General features: G+C 41.5%; 16 protein-coding genes and 1 other annotated feature. Of the genes, 15 read left to right on the top strand and 1 reads right to left on the bottom strand.

The features are described from left to right. Positions 1-251 precede the first annotated feature (251 nt). The 8 genes from HC179_RS11670 to HC179_RS11635 all read left to right on the top strand — a co-directional run bounded on the left by HC179_RS11670 (position 252) and on the right by HC179_RS11635 (position 10837). Positions 252-1859 (top strand): PucR family transcriptional regulator, encoded by a 1608-nt coding sequence (locus tag HC179_RS11670; RefSeq protein ID WP_168864454.1) that lies wholly within the window; start codon positions 252-254, stop codon positions 1857-1859. A gap of 165 nt (positions 1860-2024) precedes the next feature. Then, positions 2025-3491: a CoA-acylating methylmalonate-semialdehyde dehydrogenase gene (locus tag HC179_RS11665; RefSeq protein WP_168864453.1), complete on the top strand. Its 1467-nt coding sequence runs from the start codon at positions 2025-2027 to the stop codon at positions 3489-3491. Positions 3492-3713: 222 nt separating this feature from the next. Next, complete coding sequence (locus HC179_RS11660) at positions 3714-5075, top strand: aspartate aminotransferase family protein (RefSeq protein WP_205825302.1); 1362 nt, start codon at positions 3714-3716, stop codon at positions 5073-5075. Between the two features lie 57 nt (positions 5076-5132). Then, the gene (locus HC179_RS11655) at positions 5133-6191 is read left to right on the top strand and encodes an AI-2E family transporter (protein ID WP_240948520.1); all 1059 of its coding nucleotides are present in this window, start codon (positions 5133-5135) and stop codon (positions 6189-6191) included. Positions 6192-6237: 46 nt separating this feature from the next. After that, positions 6238-6465 (top strand) — a binding site (T-box leader). 478 nt (positions 6466-6943) lie between these two features. After that, on the top strand, positions 6944-9577 hold the full coding sequence (alaS, locus tag HC179_RS11650) for an alanine--tRNA ligase (protein WP_168864452.1): 2634 nt from the start codon (positions 6944-6946) through the stop codon (positions 9575-9577). Between the two features lie 272 nt (positions 9578-9849). Next, on the top strand, positions 9850-10116 hold the full coding sequence (locus HC179_RS11645; protein ID WP_010196077.1) for an IreB family regulatory phosphoprotein: 267 nt from the start codon (positions 9850-9852) through the stop codon (positions 10114-10116). Positions 10117-10119: 3 nt separating this feature from the next. Then, a complete protein-coding gene (ruvX, locus tag HC179_RS11640; protein ID WP_148987718.1) occupies positions 10120-10536 on the top strand; it encodes a Holliday junction resolvase RuvX in 417 nt (138 codons plus the stop codon). Positions 10537-10552: 16 nt separating this feature from the next. Then, positions 10553-10837, top strand: coding sequence for a DUF1292 domain-containing protein (locus HC179_RS11635; RefSeq protein ID WP_010196082.1), 285 nt, complete (start codon positions 10553-10555; stop codon positions 10835-10837). A gap of 19 nt (positions 10838-10856) precedes the next feature. Here HC179_RS11635 and HC179_RS11630 read toward each other — a convergent pair whose 3' ends face one another. Then, positions 10857-11336 carry an RrF2 family transcriptional regulator gene (locus HC179_RS11630; RefSeq protein ID WP_168864451.1) on the bottom strand — a complete coding sequence of 160 codons (480 nt, stop codon included), beginning with the start codon at positions 11334-11336 and terminating at the stop codon, positions 10857-10859. Between the two features lie 245 nt (positions 11337-11581). Between HC179_RS11630 and mltG the strand changes: the two genes are divergently transcribed. The 7 genes from mltG to HC179_RS11595 all read left to right on the top strand — a co-directional run bounded on the left by mltG (position 11582) and on the right by HC179_RS11595 (position 19097). Beyond that, positions 11582-12721: an endolytic transglycosylase MltG gene (mltG, locus tag HC179_RS11625; protein ID WP_168864450.1), complete on the top strand. Its 1140-nt coding sequence runs from the start codon at positions 11582-11584 to the stop codon at positions 12719-12721. A gap of 168 nt (positions 12722-12889) precedes the next feature. Further along, entirely contained in the window at positions 12890-13552 is a 663-nt protein-coding gene (locus HC179_RS11620; protein WP_168864449.1) for an O-methyltransferase, read from the top strand. After that, on the top strand, positions 13549-14475 hold the full coding sequence (locus HC179_RS11615) for a peptidase U32 family protein (RefSeq protein ID WP_168864448.1): 927 nt from the start codon (positions 13549-13551) through the stop codon (positions 14473-14475). Before HC179_RS11620 ends, HC179_RS11615 begins: the two co-directional genes overlap by 4 nt. 22 nt (positions 14476-14497) lie before the next feature. Next, positions 14498-15769 carry a peptidase U32 family protein gene (locus HC179_RS11610; RefSeq protein WP_168864447.1) on the top strand — a complete coding sequence of 424 codons (1272 nt, stop codon included), beginning with the start codon at positions 14498-14500 and terminating at the stop codon, positions 15767-15769. Positions 15770-15773: 4 nt separating this feature from the next. Further along, the gene (gene udk, locus HC179_RS11605; RefSeq protein WP_148987711.1) at positions 15774-16409 is read left to right on the top strand and encodes a uridine kinase; all 636 of its coding nucleotides are present in this window, start codon (positions 15774-15776) and stop codon (positions 16407-16409) included. A gap of 162 nt (positions 16410-16571) precedes the next feature. After that, a complete protein-coding gene (gene greA / locus HC179_RS11600; protein ID WP_060665120.1) occupies positions 16572-17045 on the top strand; it encodes a transcription elongation factor GreA in 474 nt (157 codons plus the stop codon). A 276-nt stretch (positions 17046-17321) separates the two neighbouring features. Beyond that, entirely contained in the window at positions 17322-19097 is a 1776-nt protein-coding gene (locus HC179_RS11595; RefSeq protein WP_205825301.1) for a peptidoglycan D,D-transpeptidase FtsI family protein, read from the top strand. Positions 19098-19169 lie beyond the last annotated feature (72 nt).

Genomic DNA, 19169 nt, shown 5'->3' with positions numbered 1-19169 from the left:
GCATTTTCGAGGAGTCTTCGCCTATTGCTACAATCAACAGCTAGGTTGCTGCAAAAATCGATAGTATGCTTTAACAGAGCCAAGTAAAAAAGTAGATGACATGTTGAAAATCACTCGACATGTCATCTTTTGTTTAATTTTGTCAGAATATTTAATTAAATATACGTTTTGCTTACGTTATAATAAAGGTATCGTTTTAGGACCTAGTCGTACATAATTGGATCATCCATCTTGAACAAAGAGGTGAATACATGAAAACCATGTTGTCTCTACAGGAAATCATGAAGCGGAAACAATTTGAAACATCCGAGGTAGTAGCAGGCGAACAAGGAATACACCGCCAAGTGAAATGGGTACATGTTGTGGAAATAACCAATATTGAAAAGCTGTTGAATGGACAAGAACTTATTCTATCCACCGGAGTATCTTTTGGAAATAATACAGAGAAATTCAAGTCGTTTGTCCAGCAACTCATAAATTGTCAGGCAGCCGGATTATGTATTGAAAAAGGTGCCTATATCCCCTCCATCCCACAGGACATCATTAATCTAGCTAATGCCAGAGCATTCCCTCTCATTCTCTTTCATCAGGAAGTGTCATTTGTAGATATTACGCAAGACATTCATTCTGTGTTGATTAACCAACAATATCAAATGATATCTCAACTAGAAAGCTACTCTCAAACGTTAAACAAGAAACTGTTGACCATTACCCACGAATTCGAAATACTTCACTATCTTCAAGAACACTTGGAAACGCAAATTATTTACGAAAATAAAACTGGTGAGAGATTCTTTATCCCTGACGTTCCAATTCACGAGCGGAAAAAAATTATATGTTCAATGAAATCGGATTCCGTTAAAGAGAAATACTTAATGGAGCCTGTTCAGGTACTGGATAAGCAACATGGTGTCATTCATATTTTTTCCCAAGACCGCATATTGAGCGAGTTTGATCATTTACTTTTAGATCGAACCATAACTGCGCTAGCTCAGCATATATTAAGAGGGTTGTATGTGGAAGAAAAAAGGAGACTAGAAGAAAGCGAGTGGCTCCGCAGCTGGCTTGAAGGTGGCCAGCACAAAGAATCCATTCGGGATTTCCTTGGTCGAAATGATGCGATGTTTCATAAAGGCGGAGTGGTACTTCTTTGTAAAAAGAAAAACCAGCAGGCCCCCGCACTTGATAAAACTTATCTTACCCTGTTATTTCGCTCCATCTTTGAACAACAGGGCTTCTCGGTATTCTTTACAGAGATGAAAAATACGCTAACTGCCATTCTCATTAACAAAAGGGAGGAACGAGGCTGGAAGGATAGATTAACAGAAGGAGTAGTAAATATTATCAACAAACAAAAAGACAACAAAGGGAATTATTCATTCCGTTTTGCTGTTGGGAAATATGTGCTGCCACTTGATCAACTTTCCAAAAGCTATCAGTCTTCCTGGGAGGCTATGCAAATCCAGGAACAACTGCTAAAAGAAGAATATTTCTCTTTTTTTGAGGATCTTCACATTTACCGGTTGATCTCATTCATGCAAAAACATCATGATCTTCGTGATTTTGTTATGGAATATTTGGAGCCTGTCATTGCCTACGACCAAAAGCATAACGGAAAGCTTCTAGAAACATTAAAAATCTATCTCTCCTGCAATGGTTCTAAAAAAGAGACGGCAAGTAAGCTTTATATTGTTAGGCAGACTCTCTATCACAGGATTCAAAAATTAGAAAGCTTACTGGGGGAAGACTTCATGATTTCTGAAAAAAGACTTGTGATTGAATTTATGGTAATGGTGTATGAATATTTGAATACGACCAATTCGTATTTGGACGGAGATAGTAAAACGTATAGTCTTTAAAATGCTGACAAAGTTGGTTTCCTAAGGGAGCCAACTTTTTTTTTGGCAAAATGTCAGGAGTGGAACCTTATCCATTTTACATTTTGTCTAATGAAAGCCTTTCTATTTTGTCAGATAATAGTCATAAGTTCTAAATATTCTATTAAAGGATGAGGAGGACATAGCATGACAATTACTTCAAAAGACACGAGGGTATTGCAAAATTTCATAGATGGAAAATGGGTGGATTCCAAAGGTTCAGAGCAAATGGAAGTCATCAACCCAGCTACAAAGGAATGTTTGGCAAAGGTGCCGATCTCAACCAAAGAAGATGTAGCGGAGGCAGTCAAGGCAGCCAAAACTGCTTTTAAAACATGGAAAGATATGCCCGTGCCTAAACGTGCACGCATTATGTATGCCTACCATCACTTATTAACACAAAATCATGACGAACTTGCAAAGCTGATTGTACTTGAAAACGGAAAAGCATTTAAGGAAGCACATGGTGAAGTACAAAGAGGGTTGGAGTGTGTAGAGTTTGCAGCAGGTGCTCCAACATTGATGATGGGAGAAACCTTATCAAATATTGCGGAAGATATTGATTCTAGCATGTATAGATATCCACTTGGAGTGGTAGGGGGGATTACTCCTTTCAACTTCCCAATGATGGTTCCACTATGGATGTTCCCGCTCGCTATCGCATGCGGAAATACGTTTGTCCTAAAACCTTCTGAACGGACGCCGATGCTTGCCAATCGTTTAGTGGAGCTGTTTACAGAAGCAGGAGCCCCGGACGGGGTGTTAAACATTGTCCACGGTGCACATGATGTGGTTAATGGTTTGCTAAATCATGAGGATGTTAAAGCGATATCCTTTGTCGGTTCTCAGCCTGTAGCAAAATATGTGTATGAGACAGCCGCGAAAAATGGCAAGAGGGTCCAGGCTCTTTCTGGAGCTAAAAACCATCATGTCGTGATGCCGGATGCCAATATAGAAAAAGCTGCACAGCATATTTTGACATCTGCTTTTGGAAGTGCGGGACAGCGCTGCATGGCATGCAGTGCCGTTGTAGTAGTAGGAAATAACGATCAATTTGTTGAGGAACTGAAAAACAAAGCAAACTCCCTGACAATCGGAAACGGTATGGATGAAGACGTATTGTTGACCCCTGTTATTAGGGAAAGCCATCGTGAAAAAGTACTAGGCTATATAAAACAAGGAGTTTCCGAGGGAGCGTCTCTGATTCGTGATGGCCGTAAAGAAATGGATGAAATGCCAGAAGGCCATTATCTCGGACCGACCATTTTTGATCATGTTACCCCTGAAATGACGATTGCCAAGGAAGAGATTTTTGCCCCTGTTCTTAGCCTATTGCGTGCAAAAGACCTTGACGAGGCGCTTGCTCATATCGAGAAATCCCGATTCGGCAATGGCGCAACCATCTACACAAAAGATGCTAAGGCGGTTAGGCAGTTCAGGGAAGAAGCGGATGCAGGAATGATTGGTGTCAATGTAGGAGTTCCTGCAACGATGGCATTTTTCCCATTCTCCGGCTGGAAAGATTCCTTCTACGGCGATCTTCACGTAAACGGAAAAGACGGTGTCAACTTCTTCACCCGCAAAAAAATGATCACATCAAGATTCGATTTTTAAAATAAGCTGTAGAGTATAGAGATGATTTCTAGCTGGTGATTAAACCAAAAGGCGAAGACTCCTAAGGGAGATAGCGCTAGGTGGAGACACCGCAGACTTGCCGAGGAGGCTCTCGTCAGCCCCTAGGAAAGCGAAGCCATTTGCGGAAATCACCAGCGGTGTTTTAAAGGTTCCTAAGTGTGAATGGTTAGCAATGCTTCTCACATAGAAAGGGTGTTTTCGTTGGCTAAAATAAATCAAACGCAAGAACAAAACTTATTGGCTCAAGATGATCGCTATCTTTGGCACTCCATGAAACCCTATAGCCCGTCATCCACCATGGTTGTAAAAGAAGCCAAAGGCGCTTGGATTACGGATATTGATGGAAATCGCTATTTGGATGGTATGTCAGGACTCTGGTGTGTCAACGTCGGCTACGGCAGAACGGAACTTGCAGAAGCGGCATACGAACAGCTGAAAGAACTGGCTTATTTTCCACTAACACAAAGTCACGTCCCAGCCATTAAACTTGCCGAAAAGCTAAACGAGTGGCTTGGAGAAGAATATGTCATTTTCTTTTCCAACAGTGGATCGGAAGCGAATGAAACAGCCTTCAAAATTGCAAGGCAGTATCATGCCCAACGTGGTGATAGCAACCGGTATAAAATTGTTTCCAGATACCGTTCCTATCACGGAAACACAATGGGATCCCTAGCAGCAACAGGCCAGGCACAACGAAAATATAAATATGAACCACTCGCTCCAGGATTTGTTCACATCCCGCCTCCTGACACATATAGAATGGAAGATGCCCAAACAGCTGACCCTATGAGTATGAGATGCGTGAAAGATGTAGATCAAGTAATGACTTGGGAGCTTAGTGAAACCATTGCTGCGATGATCATGGAACCCATCATTACAGGGGGAGGGATCCTTACTCCGCCAGACACCTATATGGGAGCAGTATCTGAAATATGTAAAAAGCATGGTGCCCTCTTAATAGTAGATGAAGTGATCTGCGGTTTTGGGAGAACCGGAAAGCCATTTGGATTCATGAATTATGGCGTGACACCTGACATCATCACCATGGCCAAAGGTATCACAAGTGCCTATTTGCCGCTTTCAGCAACTGCTGTAAAGAAAGAGATCTATGACCAATTCAAAGGATCTGAAGAGTACGACTACTTGCGGCATGTTAATACTTTTGGCGGAAGTCCCGCTTCATGTGCCTTGGCACTGAAAAACCTTGAAATAATGGAGAATGAAAAGCTCATAGAGCGCTCTGCAGAAAAAGGTGCAGTTTTATTAAGTGAACTAAAATCCCGTCTATCTGACCATCCCTCTGTTGGGGATGTTCGAGGAAAAGGGCTCCTAGTAGGATTGGAGCTTGTTAAAAACAAGGAAACAAAAGACCCAATTGAAATAGATAAAATAAACGGGGTAATTGCCTCTTGTAAAAAGAAAGGCTTAATAGTGGGGAAAAACGGGGCTACTGTCGCAGGGTTTAATAATGTTCTTACTTTGTCACCGCCGCTGTCCCTCAGTGATGAAGACCTGCAATTTATCATTAAAACAGTGACCGACTCCATTTCAGAGTTGAAGTAAAAGGCCTGTATAAATCTTGATAACTAAATAGAGAATAACGAGTAGGAGGCGTTTCTCTTGGAAAATCAGAAGAAATGGCTGTTACGCCTAGGTACACTTCTACTCGTTATGATTATTTTGTATGTGTTTATGAAACTGAGTCCACTGTGGGCGCCTGTTTTGAGGGTTCTGTTCATTATTAGTATCCCGTTTTTTATCAGTATTTTCATTACATACCTATTGCATCCTGTTGTAGAGTACACACATAACAGAGGGATGCCTAGACCGATTGCTATTCTCATCATCTATCTTTTATTTTTTGGTGGAATCGGTCTCATAGGCTACAAAGGGATACCAGTTATTATTGATCAACTTTGGGAGCTATCAGACAACTTTCCCCGATTAGCCGAAACATACAGCGGTTGGATCAAGCAGATTCATAGTTCTACATCTGGTTGGCCGGATGGAATTCACGATAGGGTAGATCAGACCTTTAGTGAATTTGAAGCAATGCTTACAAATCTCCTTACAAAAGTTGTAGCCGGATTAAAAGGTTTGTTGAACTCCTTTTTTATTTTGATTGTCATTCCTTTTATCGTGTTTTATCTGTTAAAGGACTATGACCAGGTGAAAAAAACGGTCTGGTACTTGACGCCCCGAAAATGGAGGGAGCCAGGAATCGCCTTCTTAAAGGACGTAGACATTTCACTGGGTAGTTATATAAGAGGACAGTTGACGGTTTGTTTGATAATAGGCATATTGGCAACCGCCAGCCTCTGGTTAGCTGGCATGAAATATCCTCTCGTACTCGGTGTAATAATAGGAATTACTAACATCATTCCTTATTTTGGCCCGATTATTGGAGCCTTTCCGGCAATAATCATCGCTGCGACGGTTTCTGTAAAGATGGTCTTTCTAGTCATCATCATCATATTTGGTCTGCAGTTTATAGAGGGGAATATCTTATCGCCATTGATTGTGGGCAAAAGTCTCCATATTCACCCTGTGTTCATCATTTTGGCGCTATTGATAGGCGGAGAGGTTGCAGGGGTGGTAGGATTAATTTTGGCAGTACCAATATTCGCTGTGATGAAAGTCACTCTAACTCATCTTACCGCTCATTTCATCAAACATTGACAACTTTCTTTCTGTTGCATATAATCGAAGCATACTAGCTACATAAACTAATTCAAAGAAGGATCTAAGTACGTTACAGACCATCCTGACGAGCAAATGCTCCCATAGAGAGGAATTCCACGGCTGCAAGAATTCCAGGGTGAAGGGTAATGGAAAGCTAATCCGGAGAGCAGGGTAAAATCCTGCCGGCATGCACCGTTAAAGCAATCTGAGAGATGACAGAGTTATTCTGTCATAATCAGGGTGGTACCGCGAGAACACTCTCGTCCCTGTTATTAGGGACGGGAGTTTTTTGTTTTCTTCAAATTTCCCTGTTGACTGAAGTGCAAGGTGGTCGACTCCGGCGGGAGGTAGCGGTAGACTTGAGACCCCGCTGGAGGTCACGGTAAAACTGATATGATATTGTATTTGGTAATTTCGAGCTGTGGATTGGAGCAAAAGGCGAAGACTCCTCGAAAATGCTACGCATTTTCTTCGTGCGATGAATCGCTGCCGAAGCCCTCCTTGTCCTGAGGGAGATAGTGCTAGGTGGAGACCCCGCAGGCTTGCCGAGGAGGCTCCAGCGGCGCCCCTAGGAAAGCGAAGCCATTTGCGGAAATCCGCAGCGGTGTCTGAACAATATCTTAATCCAAGACTTTTTCAGTGGCCTTCAGCGCAGCGAGGAGGCTCCAGCACCGCCCTCTGGATAAGCGACCACCTGGAACGAAGGGAAACAGGAGTTTAAACAGTAGCATCTAAAGGAGGAAAATCTAATGAAACATCTAACATCCGCTCAAGTACGACAAATGTTCCTAGACTTCTTCAAAGAAAAAGGACATTCTGTAGAGCCAAGCGCATCCCTTGTCCCACACGAAGACCCATCCCTACTATGGATCAACAGTGGCGTAGCAACCCTGAAAAAATACTTCGATGGCCGTGTCATTCCGGCAAATCCGCGTATTTGTAATGCGCAAAAATCAATCCGTACCAACGATATTGAAAACGTAGGTAAAACGGCACGTCACCATACTTTTTTCGAAATGCTTGGTAACTTCTCCATCGGTGAGTACTTCAAAAAAGAAGCAATCGACTGGGCTTGGGAGTTCCTTACAAGTGAAAAATGGATTGGCTTTGATCCTGAAAAACTATCCGTTACCATTCATCCAGAAGACGAAGAAGCTTACAACTACTGGAATGAAGTAATTGGTATACCTGCTGAGAGAATCATCCGCTTAGAGGGTAACTTCTGGGATATCGGTGAAGGTCCAAGTGGACCAAATACAGAAATTTTCTATGACCGTGGTGAAAGTTATGGGAACGACTTAAATGACCCAGAACTATATCCAGGTGGAGAAAACGAACGCTACCTTGAAATTTGGAACCTTGTATTCTCTGAGTTTAACCACAATCCAGACCATACTTACACACCGCTTCCAAAGAAAAACATTGATACAGGTATGGGGCTTGAGCGTATGGTTTCCGTTATTCAAGATGTGCCTACAAACTTTGATACCGACCTTTTCATTCCAATCATCGAAGCGACTGAAAATGTGTCAGGTGAAAAATACCGCACTAACGCAGAAAAAGATACGGCATTCAAAGTTATCGCAGACCATATTCGTACCGTGACATTTGCAGTTGGTGATGGTGCCCTGCCTTCTAATGAAGGACGCGGCTATGTACTCCGCCGTCTTTTAAGAAGAGCAGTGCGTTACGCTAAGCAACTCGGCATCAACCGTCCATTCATGTATGAACTTGTACCGGTTGTAGCGGAAATCATGGTCGATTTCTACCCGGAGGTTAAAGAAAAACAAGATTTTATCCAGCGTGTAGTGAAAACCGAAGAAGAGCGTTTCCACGAAACATTGAATGATGGTTTGGCGATCCTTTCCACTGTCATTGCAAAAGCTAAAGAGAATGGAAGTACAGTTGTTTCTGGTGCAGACGCATTCCGACTGTATGATACGTACGGGTTCCCTGTAGAACTGACAGAGGAATATGTAGAAGAACAGGGCATGACGCTTGATCACGAAGGATTCGAAAAAGAAATGGAAATGCAGCGTGACCGTGCTCGTTCTGCGCGTCAAGACTCCAGTTCCATGCAAGTTCAATCTGGTGTGCTAGGAGAAATCCGTAATGAAAGCAGCTTTATAGGATACAACCAGCTGAGTGCAGATACAATGCTTTCAGTCATCGTAAAAAATGGTGAGCTTGCTATTGATGCACAAACGGGTGAAGAAGTACAAGTAATGTTAGCAGAAACACCTTTTTATGCAGAAAGTGGCGGCCAGATCGCGGACCATGGATATATCGTTACAGAAACAGGTAGAGGGTTTGTGAAGGACGTACAAAAAGCTCCTAATGGACAAAACCTACACACAATCGTAGTAGAAGAAGGTGTATTGAAAACTGAACAAGCTGTCAAAGCAGAAGTGCATGCGAAAAACCGCGCGCAGATTATTAAGAACCATACAGCTACACACATTTTGCACCAAGCATTAAAAGACGTGCTGGGAACTCATGTAAACCAAGCAGGATCTCAAGTAACGGCTGACCGCCTTCGTTTTGATTTCTCTCATTTTGGTCAAGTGACACAAGAGGAAATCGAGAAAATCGAAGCGATTGTTAATGAAAAGATTTGGGCGAGCATCAATGTTGTCATTGAGAACAAATCCATCACTGAAGCAAAAGAAATGGGTGCAATGGCATTGTTTGGTGAAAAGTACGGAGATATCGTTCGTGTCGTTCAGGTTGGTGAATACAGCCTGGAGCTTTGCGGTGGTTGTCATGTTCCAAACACATCTGAGATCGGACTATTCAAAATTGTTTCTGAATCTGGTATTGGAGCAGGAACACGCCGTATGGAAGCTGTGACAGGTGAAGGCGCTTATCGCCTATTAAATGATCAAGTACAGCTGTTAAAAGAAGCAGCAGCTAAGCTTAAAACGAAACCACAGGAAGTAGGAACAAGAATCGACGTTCTTTTATCCGATATGAAAGAGCTGCAAAGAGAGAATCAATCCTTGGCTTCTAAGCTTGGAAACATAGAAGCATCCAACCTTTCATCAAAAGCAAAGGACGTCAATGGCGTAACAATGCTTGTGAGCAAGGTAGCAGGTACCGACATGAACAACCTGCGTACGATGGTGGATGATTTAAAAAATAAGCTTGGTTCTGGTATCATAGTACTTGCAAGCGTACAAGATGGAAAAGTAAACATTTCTGCAGGGGTAACTAAAGATCTAATTGAAAAAGGTTACCATGCCGGTAAGGTTGTTAAAGAAGTGGCTACACGTTGCGGTGGCGGCGGCGGAGGTCGTCCTGACATGGCACAAGCAGGCGGAAAAAACCCAGAACAAGTCGATTCTGCATTACAATCTGTTGAAGATTGGATAAAATCCGTTTAACATTGCCGACATTTGGTGTACAATATAGGTAACAATTTACAAGCAGATAGAAAAGGCTAAGTTAAAATAATTTCGTGTTAAATTGCGATATTAGAGCTGTTGATTGAAACACTGAGCGAAGACTCCTGAGGGAGATAGCGCTAGGTGGAGACCCCGCAAGCGTAGCCGAGGAGGCTCACGTCAGCCCCTAGGAAAGCGAAGCTCGGGGCGGAAATCAACAGCGGTTTTAGCTGATCCTAGAAAAAAAGAAGTCTAAGAGAGAGGTGCAAATGATGAGCTCCTTTGACAAAACAATGAAGTTTAACTTTCCGGAAGATGCATTGGAAGCTAATGTGGATGACGTATTAATAACAGTTTATGAAGCGTTGCAGGAAAAAGGCTATAACCCTATCAACCAGATTGTTGGTTACTTGCTATCTGGAGACCCAGCATACATTCCGCGTCATAAAGAAGCAAGAACGCTTATTCGGAAAATTGAAAGGGACGAGCTAATTGAAGAATTAGTGAAGTCTTACCTAGAACAGCACCGCAAGGAGTAGTACATGCGCATTTTGGGCTTAGACGTCGGTTCCAAAACAGTCGGTGTTGCCATCAGTGATGAAATGGGATGGACAGCACAGGGCTTGGAAACGATAAAAATTGATGAAGCAATAAAAAACTTGGGTTTTAAGCGATTGAAGCAGATCATCGCTGAATATAAGCCTGAAAAAGTCGTTATCGGCTTACCCAAGAATATGAACGGTTCCATCGGTCCACGCGGAGAAGCCAGCAAGCATTATGGCGAAATGTTGACTGCCAAAACGGGACTTCCGATCATCTATTGGGACGAAAGGCTTTCTACTGTAGCAGCAGAAAGAATTCTGCTTTCTGCTGACGTAAGTAGAAAAAAAAGAAAGCAAGTAATAGACAAGATGGCTGCAGTTGTCATTTTACAAGGATACCTCGACAGCCAACAATAAATTAGAGGTGAGCATAATGGAACACGGAGAACAAAATATCACAGTAGTAGACGAAAACGGAAATGAGCAATTATGTGAGGTGCTTTTCACATTTGATTCGGAGGAATTTGGAAAATCCTACGTACTTTATTATCCAGTAGGCGCAGAAAATGATGATCAGGATGATATTGAAATCCATGCATCAAGCTTCGTTCCTAGCGAATCAGAAGAAGGCGGCGACCTTCAACCGGTTGAAACGGATGAAGAGTGGGACATGATTGAAGAAATGCTGAACACATTCTTGGCAGAAGAAGAAGAGTAAGAAAAAAAGAGCAAGCAGGCTATTCCTGTTTGCTCTCTTTTTTTTGGCCGTCCGTGCTTTCTATATCTGAAAACAATAGAGTGGTTAATTGCTCTTTATTGATAATCAAATCCTCTAAACTATATTGATCCAAAACGGAAATAAAGGCTTGTGTCGCTTGGTATAACACCCCTTTTAGCTTACAGTGAGGTGATATCACACAGGAAGCATGATCTTGAAAACATTCCACAATATGAAAATCCTCTTCTGTTTGCCGCACGAGTTCACCAATATTCACTTCCTTGGGTTCCTGTGCTAACATCAAACCCCCATTTCGGCCACGAATCGTCTCCACATACCCTAGCTTTCCAAGATGAAAGGTTACTTTCATAAGGTGATTTTTTGAAATACCATATGCTTGCGCTATCTCTTTAATTTGAATGAGTTTGTTGTTATCAGGTGCACTTGCTAAATATAATAGAACTCTCAATGAGTAGTCCGTGTATAGTGTAAGTTTCATATTCTACCTCCAAATTAATTTTACCATACCCTTTATTCTGATTGAAAATGGTAAAACTACTAGATGACTGTAAGAAAAACACCCTAATAAATTCAAAATATTTAGGAAAAAAGTAATGATTATCGCGAAATAAATGGTAAAATATGATGTGGGAATGTGTCGGAAAAGAGAAAATACACGCTTTTTTGTCAAAAAAATAAAGAATTTGTTGTATAATTGTTAGGTGTACGAGAGGGGGTATTTTTTTGTCTGAAAAAAATAATAAAGACTATATTCAAGAAAAATTGAAGGAAAAACATTTTGAAGCAAAGATTGTGCGTCGCATTGTCTTTACAGTATTTGTCATACTCATGCTAGCCCTTACTGGAGTTATTGGCGGCGGTTATTTTTATATAAAAAATGCATTGCAGCCTGTGAATGAGGAAGATACCAAAACCGAAAAGGTGGAAATTCCGATAGGATCGTCCCCGACATCGATTGGTCGCATTTTAGAGGAAAATGGTATCATAAATAATGGGAAAGTATTTCGTTATTATGTAAAGTTTAAGAATGAATCAGGATTCATGGCTGGAGAATACGAGTTAAGTCCTTCTATGAACTTGGATGAAATTATCGGTCACTTAAAAGAAGGACGAGTTCAACAAGAAGTGGTATTTCAAATTACTATTCCTGAGGGACGTCAATTGGAGCAAATTGCTGTAATCCTTGAAAATAGAATGGGACTTTCAGAAAAAGAGTTTCTGGAAAAAGCAAATGACAAAGAATTTCTTGATAAGATGAGGAAGAAATATCCAAAAGTCATTACCGATGAAATGTTTGACGAAGACGTAAAATATGCCTTGGAGGGCTATCTGTTCCCTGCAACCTATCCTTTCTATGTAGAAAATCCTACGGCAGAAGAAGTTATTGATGTTATGCTTCAAAAGACAAACGAGGTTCTTCAGGATGATGCAGTTCGAGTAGGTATGGGAAATAGAGAGTTAACACCTCATGAATTGCTTACGATGGCAAGTTTGATAGAAGCGGAGGCAACTATGCAAACAGATCGTGAAAGCATTTCAAGTGTATTCTATAACCGCCTTAATGTAGGAATGCCACTTCAAACAGATCCAACTGTGTTATACGCGCTTGGTGAACATAAAGAGCGAACGTTGTATGAGCATCTTGAAGTGGATTCACCATACAATACGTATAAGCATCAAGGCCTGCCACCGGGACCAATTGCCAATGCAGGTTTATCATCCATTCAAGCTGCATTGAAACCTGCTGAAACGGAGTATTATTACTTCTTGGCCACACCTGATGGTGAAGTGCTATTCAACGAAACGTTGGAAGAACATAATATTGACAAAAATGAACATATCTCAAGTCAGGACAATGGATAGGTCGTAAAGTATTGGGAAGTGCGAAATTAATTCGCATTCCCTTTTTCTTTGTGGTAAAATATATCGAGTTGTTTTGAACTAAAATAATTGTAACGTTAAAGAGGGTTCCTCCATCGAGGTCACCTCTATTTTCTTTGTTTTTAGCAAGATTAAAGGAGGCGTCCACCGTTGGAAGCCAATGAAAATAAAATAATTACTTATTTGAATAATCTCACTCCTTCTAGAAATGAACTTGTCAGCAAAATGGAAAAGCTTGCTGAAAAAGAAAATGTCCCAATCATGGACCTGGTCGGAATGGAAACACTCCTTCAGCTCTTAAGGCTTTCCACGCCAAAAAGGATCCTAGAGATAGGCGCAGCTATCGGTTATTCCGCAATCAGAATGGCACAAGCGTTACCGGAAGTGACCATTGTGACAATAGAGCGTGATGAACATAGATACTTACAAGCAAAATCGCACATAGAACAAGCGGGGCTTCAAGATAGAATCCAACTTGTTTTAGGAGATGCATTAGAAGTATTTGAGCTAGTGGAAAAAGAAGCGCCGTTTGATTTCATATTTGTTGATGCAGCAAAAGGGCAGTACGAGCGATTCTTTACCATGTATGAAACCCTTTTAAATGAAGCAGGCATCATCATCACCGATAATGTCCTCTTCCGGGGGAAGGTAGCAGAAGACCACGAAGCGATAGAACCGAAAAGAATTAAAAACCTAGTAAAAAAAATTGACAGATACAATAGATGGTTGATGGAACATCCGGACTACATCTCCACAATCTTACCTGTTGGTGATGGAATTGCAATCAGTAAAAAAAGAGGTGAAGAACGTTGAAAAAACCTGAGTTATTAGTGACACCACTAAACTTAACAAATTTAAAGGATTTAATTGATGCAGGAGCAGATGCATTTGTTGTCGGAGAAGAACGCTATGGACTTCGCTTAGCTGGTGAATTCAAAAAAGATGAAGTGAAGGCGGCGATTGAACTTGCCCATAAGCACGGGAAAAAAGTATATGTGGCAATGAATGCACTCTTTCATAATGAAAAAGTGGACGAATTATCCGACTATCTTCAATTTTTGAATGAAGCAGGGGCAGATGCAGTCATTTTCGGAGACCCGGCTGTTTTAATGGCAGCAAAAGAAGTTGCTCCCAATATGCCGCTACATTGGAATACGGAAACGACTGCAACCAACTACTACACCTGTAATTATTGGGGCAGAAAAGGCTCTAAACGTGCCGTGTTGGCTCGAGAAATCAATATGGATGCCATTGTTGAAATCAAGGAAAATGCAGAAGTGGAAATAGAAGTCCAAGTCCATGGCATGACCTGTATGTTCCAATCCAAACGTTCGTTGCTTGGGCACTATTTTGAATATCAAGGCAAACAGATGGAAGTGGAGAAAGGCAAAGAGCGGGCGATGATCCTTCATGACAAAGAAAGAAGTAATAAGTATCCTGTCTATGAAGATGAAAATGGCACACACATCATGAGTCCAAACGACATGTGCATCATTGATGAACTAGAAGAAATGATAGATGCAGAAGTGGACAGCTTCAAAATCGACGGTGTACTACAAACACCTGAATATATAGTAGAAGTAACAAAAAGATACAGAAAAGCAATCGACCTCTGTGCAGATGACAGAGAAGCCTATGAAGACATCAAAGAGGACCTGCTAAATGAAATGGAAGAGCTCCAACAAGATCACCGTCCCCTAGATACTGGATTCTTCTTTAAAGAAACAGTCTATTAACAAGAAAAGGAGGTAACCTTTTATGACAACCTATATAAATGATAAGATTTCTAAGATAGTTGATGGAAAACGAGTGATCTTTAAAAAGCCAGAATTACTTGCACCGGCAGGTAACCTGGAGAAATTAAAAATAGCTGTTCAATATGGTGCAGATGCCGTTTTCATCGGTGGTCAAGAATATGGATTGCGTTCCAATGCCGGAAATTTCACCTTCGAAGAAATGGCGGAAGGTGTTCAATTTGCAGAAAAATTTGGCGCCAGAATCTATGTAACCACCAATATCTTCGCACACAATGAAAACATGGACGGACTTGATGATTACCTTCGCGGCATTGAAGAGGCAGGGGTTCATGGAATCATTGTTGCTGACCCACTCATCATTGAAACCTGCAGAAGAGTGGCACCTAAACTTGAAGTTCACTTAAGTACTCAACAATCTCTATCAAACTGGAAAGCAGTCCAGTTTTGGAAAGAGGAAGGCTTGGAGCGTGTTGTACTTGCGCGTGAAACAAGTGCAGAGGAAATTCGTGAGATGAAAGAGAAAGTTGACATTGAAATTGAGACCTTCATTCACGGTGCCATGTGTATCGCATACTCTGGACGCTGTACGCTAAGTAATCATATGACAGCACGAGATTCTAACCGTGGAGGCTGCTGCCAGTCTTGTCGTTGGGATTACGATTTGTACGAATTGGATGGTGGCAAAGAAAAGGCGCTTTTTGCTGAAGGTGATGCACCATTTGCCATGAGTCCGAAAGATTTAAAGCTTATTGAATCCATTCCTAGAATGATTGAATTGGGAATCGACAGCTTGAAAATTGAAGGCCGCATGAAATCCATTCATTATGTAGCAACAGTAGTAAGTGTGTACCGCAAAGTAATCGACGCTTATTGTGCAGATCCTGAGAACTTCACGATCCAACAAGAATGGCTGGAAGAGCTTGATAAATGTGCAAACCGGGAAACAGCACCTGCTTTCTTTGAAGGTGTTCCGGGGTATAAAGAGCAAATGTTTGGCAACCATAGCAAGAAGACAGACTTTGACTTTGTTGGACTGGTACTTGACTATGATAAGGAAACTCAAATGGTGACCTTGCAACAAAGAAACTTTTTTAAACCAGGCGATGAAGTGGAATTCTTCGGTCCGGAAATTGAAAACTTCACACAAAAAATAGAGAAGGTTTGGGATGAAAAAGGCAATGAACTAGATGCTGCCCGCCATCCATTACAAATTGTGAAATTCAAAGTGGAAAAGCCGATTTATCCGAACAACATGATGCGAAAGGGGCAGTAATACCATGGGGAAAAAACCGATCGTAATCGGTGTAGCCGGAGGATCTGGCTCAGGAAAAACGAGTGTAACAAAAGCTATTTTTGATCATTTTACAGAGAAGTCCATCCTAATGCTAGAACAGGATTACTATTATAAAGACCAAACAGATGTGCCGATGGAAGAAAGGCTACAAACTAACTATGACCATCCTTTGGCATTTGATAACGACTTATTGATTGAACACATTCAGCATTTATTAAACTATGATACAGTAAATAAACCTGTCTACGATTACACCATTCATACAAGATCATCTCAAGTAATTGAAGTGGAACCAAAAGATGTTATCATTGTAGAAGGAATTTTGGTATTAGAAGACGAACGTTTGCGTAACTTAATGGATATAAAGCTTTTTGTAGACACAGATGCAGACTTGCGCATCATCCGTCGTATGCTGCGTGACATCAAGGAACGAGGACGTACCATAGATTCTGTCATTGAACAATATGTAACTGTAGTTCGTCCAATGCATAATCAATTTATCGAACCAACAAAGAGATATGCGGATATTATCATCCCTGAAGGTGGACAAAATCACGTTGCAATCGACCTGATGGTAACAAAAATTCAAACAATTCTTGAACAAAAAGAGATTTTGTAATAACATATGATAAGCTAGAGAATTTTCCAATTGTGGAAGGAGCGACGATGTATTCCATTTAATGGGTACATCTTTTTCCACATTTACATAGGCTTTGAACCATATTGCCATAAAGATACAACGTAAATTGGGGAATGCAATTACTAGAAGGAGTGAAAAGTCATGGCACAAGAGAAAGTATATCCAATGACACAAGCTGGGAAAGACAAGCTTGTACAAGAATTAGAGCACTTAAAATCTGTAAGACGTAAAGAAGTAGTGGAACGGATTAAGATAGCACGTAGCTTCGGAGATCTTTCTGAGAACTCTGAGTACGATTCTGCAAAAGAAGAGCAAGCATTCGTAGAAGGACGCATCACCCTACTTGAGCAAATGGTCCGCAACGCAAAAATCATCCAAGAAGATAAGGATACAGACGCAGTCGGCCTTGGTAAAACGGTAACATTTGTTGAGCTACCAGACGGCGAAGAAGAAACATACACAATCGTAGGTAGCGCAGAGGCTGATCCGTTCGAAGGTAACATCTCTAACGAATCCCCAATGGGAAGCTCCCTAATGGGTAAGCGTGTAAACGATGAAGTAACCATCCAAACTCCAGGCGGAGAAATGAACGTGAAGATTGTTTCTGTAAAGTAAGACTTTTAAAAGCTGATCTTTAAAGATTCGTTGGTATAATAAAATTAGACGGACAAGTGGATTGTAGCGTAAGGCACTCGACTCCGGCGGGAGGTAGCGGTAGACTTGGGACCCCTGAAGCGTTGTGAGGAGGCTCAAGCACTGCCCCGCGGAAAGCGAGTGCCTGTAGCGCAAAGTAACGTTTATTCTATGAAGCCAATTACACAAATCAACTAGAGAACAGCTTTTGATTAAAAAGAACACACCTCGTCAACAATGTTGATGAGGTGTTTTTTTATGCAACGGTTAATCAAAGGGAGAATCAATAAACTCGGAATCTGTGTCGTGCTGCTCTTAAGCATGCTTATCGGAAGGCTTGTTCAAGTGCAGCTAATCAGCACAGAATCCTTTACCGATCAACATATAAATCTAATTGAAGCAAGCGTCAAACAACGAACGCAGTCTCTTGTAATCGATGAAGGCCGTGGCAGATTCATCGACCGTAATGGGCTGCCGTTAACTCACGATTATTTTCCAAGTGTTATCTTATTCCCTTTCCTAAATGGCCTCGATTGGCCCAAAGATGAACTAGCTGGTATTTTGGAGATGAATGCATCCGAGATTGACAGCCTGCTTGCTGATGCGGAAAAACCAGTCGTTTTATCAGAAAGTCTAACTGATGAGAAAATGGAAAAAATTAATGACCTTGAATATCCAGGGATAGTCGCACTGTATCGCCAGTTTGAACTCGATGAAAAAACGGCAGAACACGTTATTGGTGTGACTGGTGAGGAAGCTGAGACCTTTATGAAGCGTTATGCCGACAAGGTGGAGAAAGAAAATTATTCCCCGCATACGCCAATCGGAGTCTCCGGCTTAGAAGAGGCATTTGATGAAATCATCCTTCCTGAAGGCTCTACAAAATTACTCTATCATGTGGATCGTTTTGGCGGACCGTTATTTGGAATCGATGTCCGGTATATGTCTCCGTCCAATCCCTATTATCCTCTATCTGTCCAAACAACCCTTGACAAGAACATTCAGCAGCTGGCGGAAAAAACGCTCAATGAATACCAAGTGAAAAAGGGCGGGCTTGTAGTTATTGATATTGAGACAAATGAAGTGGTTGCATTGGTGTCAAAACCATCGCTTGATCCAAAAAATCCTTTGGTTGGAGCGGGTGCACATAACTTCATGCTAGAACCTCATTTTCCAGGCTCAGTATTCAAAACTGTCGTGACGGCAGCGGCGATTGAGGAGAACGTAGTGGATAATGAAACGGTGTTTAATTGTGATTTGGATATTAGGGGGGAACTACTTCAAGAAGAAAAAGATCGTAAAGGGAGTCTTAACCTTGAAGAAAGCTTTGCCCAAAGTTGTAACTACACTTTTGGTGAGATTGGAAAGCTGTTGGTGGAAAAAGATAAAGATGCATTAGATAAGTATGCAACAATGTTGGGACTAACAGGAACCGTTGGATGGAAGGGGGATATGTTCGGTTTTGATGAATTTGTGCAAATCCCTCGTGAAAAAGAGAATGTGGTTTGGGATAGCAACGAAGATAAAGGAGTTCCCCTCGCGGTTGCCCAGACATCTATTGGACAAAAAGATGTCAAGGTGACTCCGCTCGCCGTGGCAAATATGATGGCAACAATAGCGCGTGGTGGAGAATCTAAGGAAGTGAAGCTTGTAAGTGACATCCTTTACAAAAACGGAACAACATTGTTTTCTTTTCCTGACCATGATAGAGATGTTGAGAAACTATCATCCTATACCGTTATGCAACTCCAGCACTTGCTTAGAGAAGTAGTGGCAGGGGAAACAGGGACAGGTTGGAGGATGAACGGCCTCTCTTACGAAGTTGCAGGAAAAAGCGGTACGGCTCAGACGGGCAAATTTACAGAAGACGGGCGGGAACTGGACAATAGGTGGTTTGCAGGTTATTTTCCAATCAAAAGCCCTAAATATGCCATGGTTATGGTTGAATTAGACGTGGTTGATGAGAACAATGTCTCATCTGTGTATTCCAAAATGGTCGAAGAAATATACAACTGGGAAAACCAAGAAAGATAATGGCAATCCTTTTCACTGTGCTTTTTATAGTATTGATGGTACAATAAGCTATTGTAATTATACTATATTTGG

Origin of the sequence: Bacillus sp. RO1 (assembly GCF_012524115.1) — a bacterium.
Lineage (GTDB): Bacteria > Bacillota > Bacilli > Bacillales > Bacillaceae_I > Sutcliffiella_A.
The sequence above is the reverse complement of the archived record's forward strand: the minus strand, read 5'-3'. Positions and strand labels throughout refer to the sequence as shown.

Excerpts from the sequence above, each read along its gene's own strand:
- HC179_RS11670 (WP_168864454.1), top strand. The coding sequence starts at position 252 with ATGAAAACCATGTTGTCTCTACAGGAAATCATGAAGCGGAAACAATTT.
- HC179_RS11665 (WP_168864453.1), top strand. The coding sequence starts at position 2,025 with ATGACAATTACTTCAAAAGACACGAGGGTATTGCAAAATTTCATAGAT.
- alaS (WP_168864452.1), top strand. The coding sequence starts at position 6,944 with ATGAAACATCTAACATCCGCTCAAGTACGACAAATGTTCCTAGACTTC.
- HC179_RS11645 (WP_010196077.1), top strand. The coding sequence starts at position 9,850 with ATGAGCTCCTTTGACAAAACAATGAAGTTTAACTTTCCGGAAGATGCA.
- ruvX (WP_148987718.1), top strand. The coding sequence starts at position 10,120 with ATGCGCATTTTGGGCTTAGACGTCGGTTCCAAAACAGTCGGTGTTGCC.
- HC179_RS11635 (WP_010196082.1), top strand. The coding sequence starts at position 10,553 with ATGGAACACGGAGAACAAAATATCACAGTAGTAGACGAAAACGGAAAT.
- HC179_RS11630 (WP_168864451.1), bottom strand. The coding sequence starts at position 11,336 with ATGAAACTTACACTATACACGGACTACTCATTGAGAGTTCTATTATAT.
- HC179_RS11610 (WP_168864447.1), top strand. The coding sequence starts at position 14,498 with ATGACAACCTATATAAATGATAAGATTTCTAAGATAGTTGATGGAAAA.
- udk (WP_148987711.1), top strand. The coding sequence starts at position 15,774 with ATGGGGAAAAAACCGATCGTAATCGGTGTAGCCGGAGGATCTGGCTCA.
- greA (WP_060665120.1), top strand. The coding sequence starts at position 16,572 with ATGGCACAAGAGAAAGTATATCCAATGACACAAGCTGGGAAAGACAAG.
- HC179_RS11595 (WP_205825301.1), top strand. The coding sequence starts at position 17,322 with ATGCAACGGTTAATCAAAGGGAGAATCAATAAACTCGGAATCTGTGTC.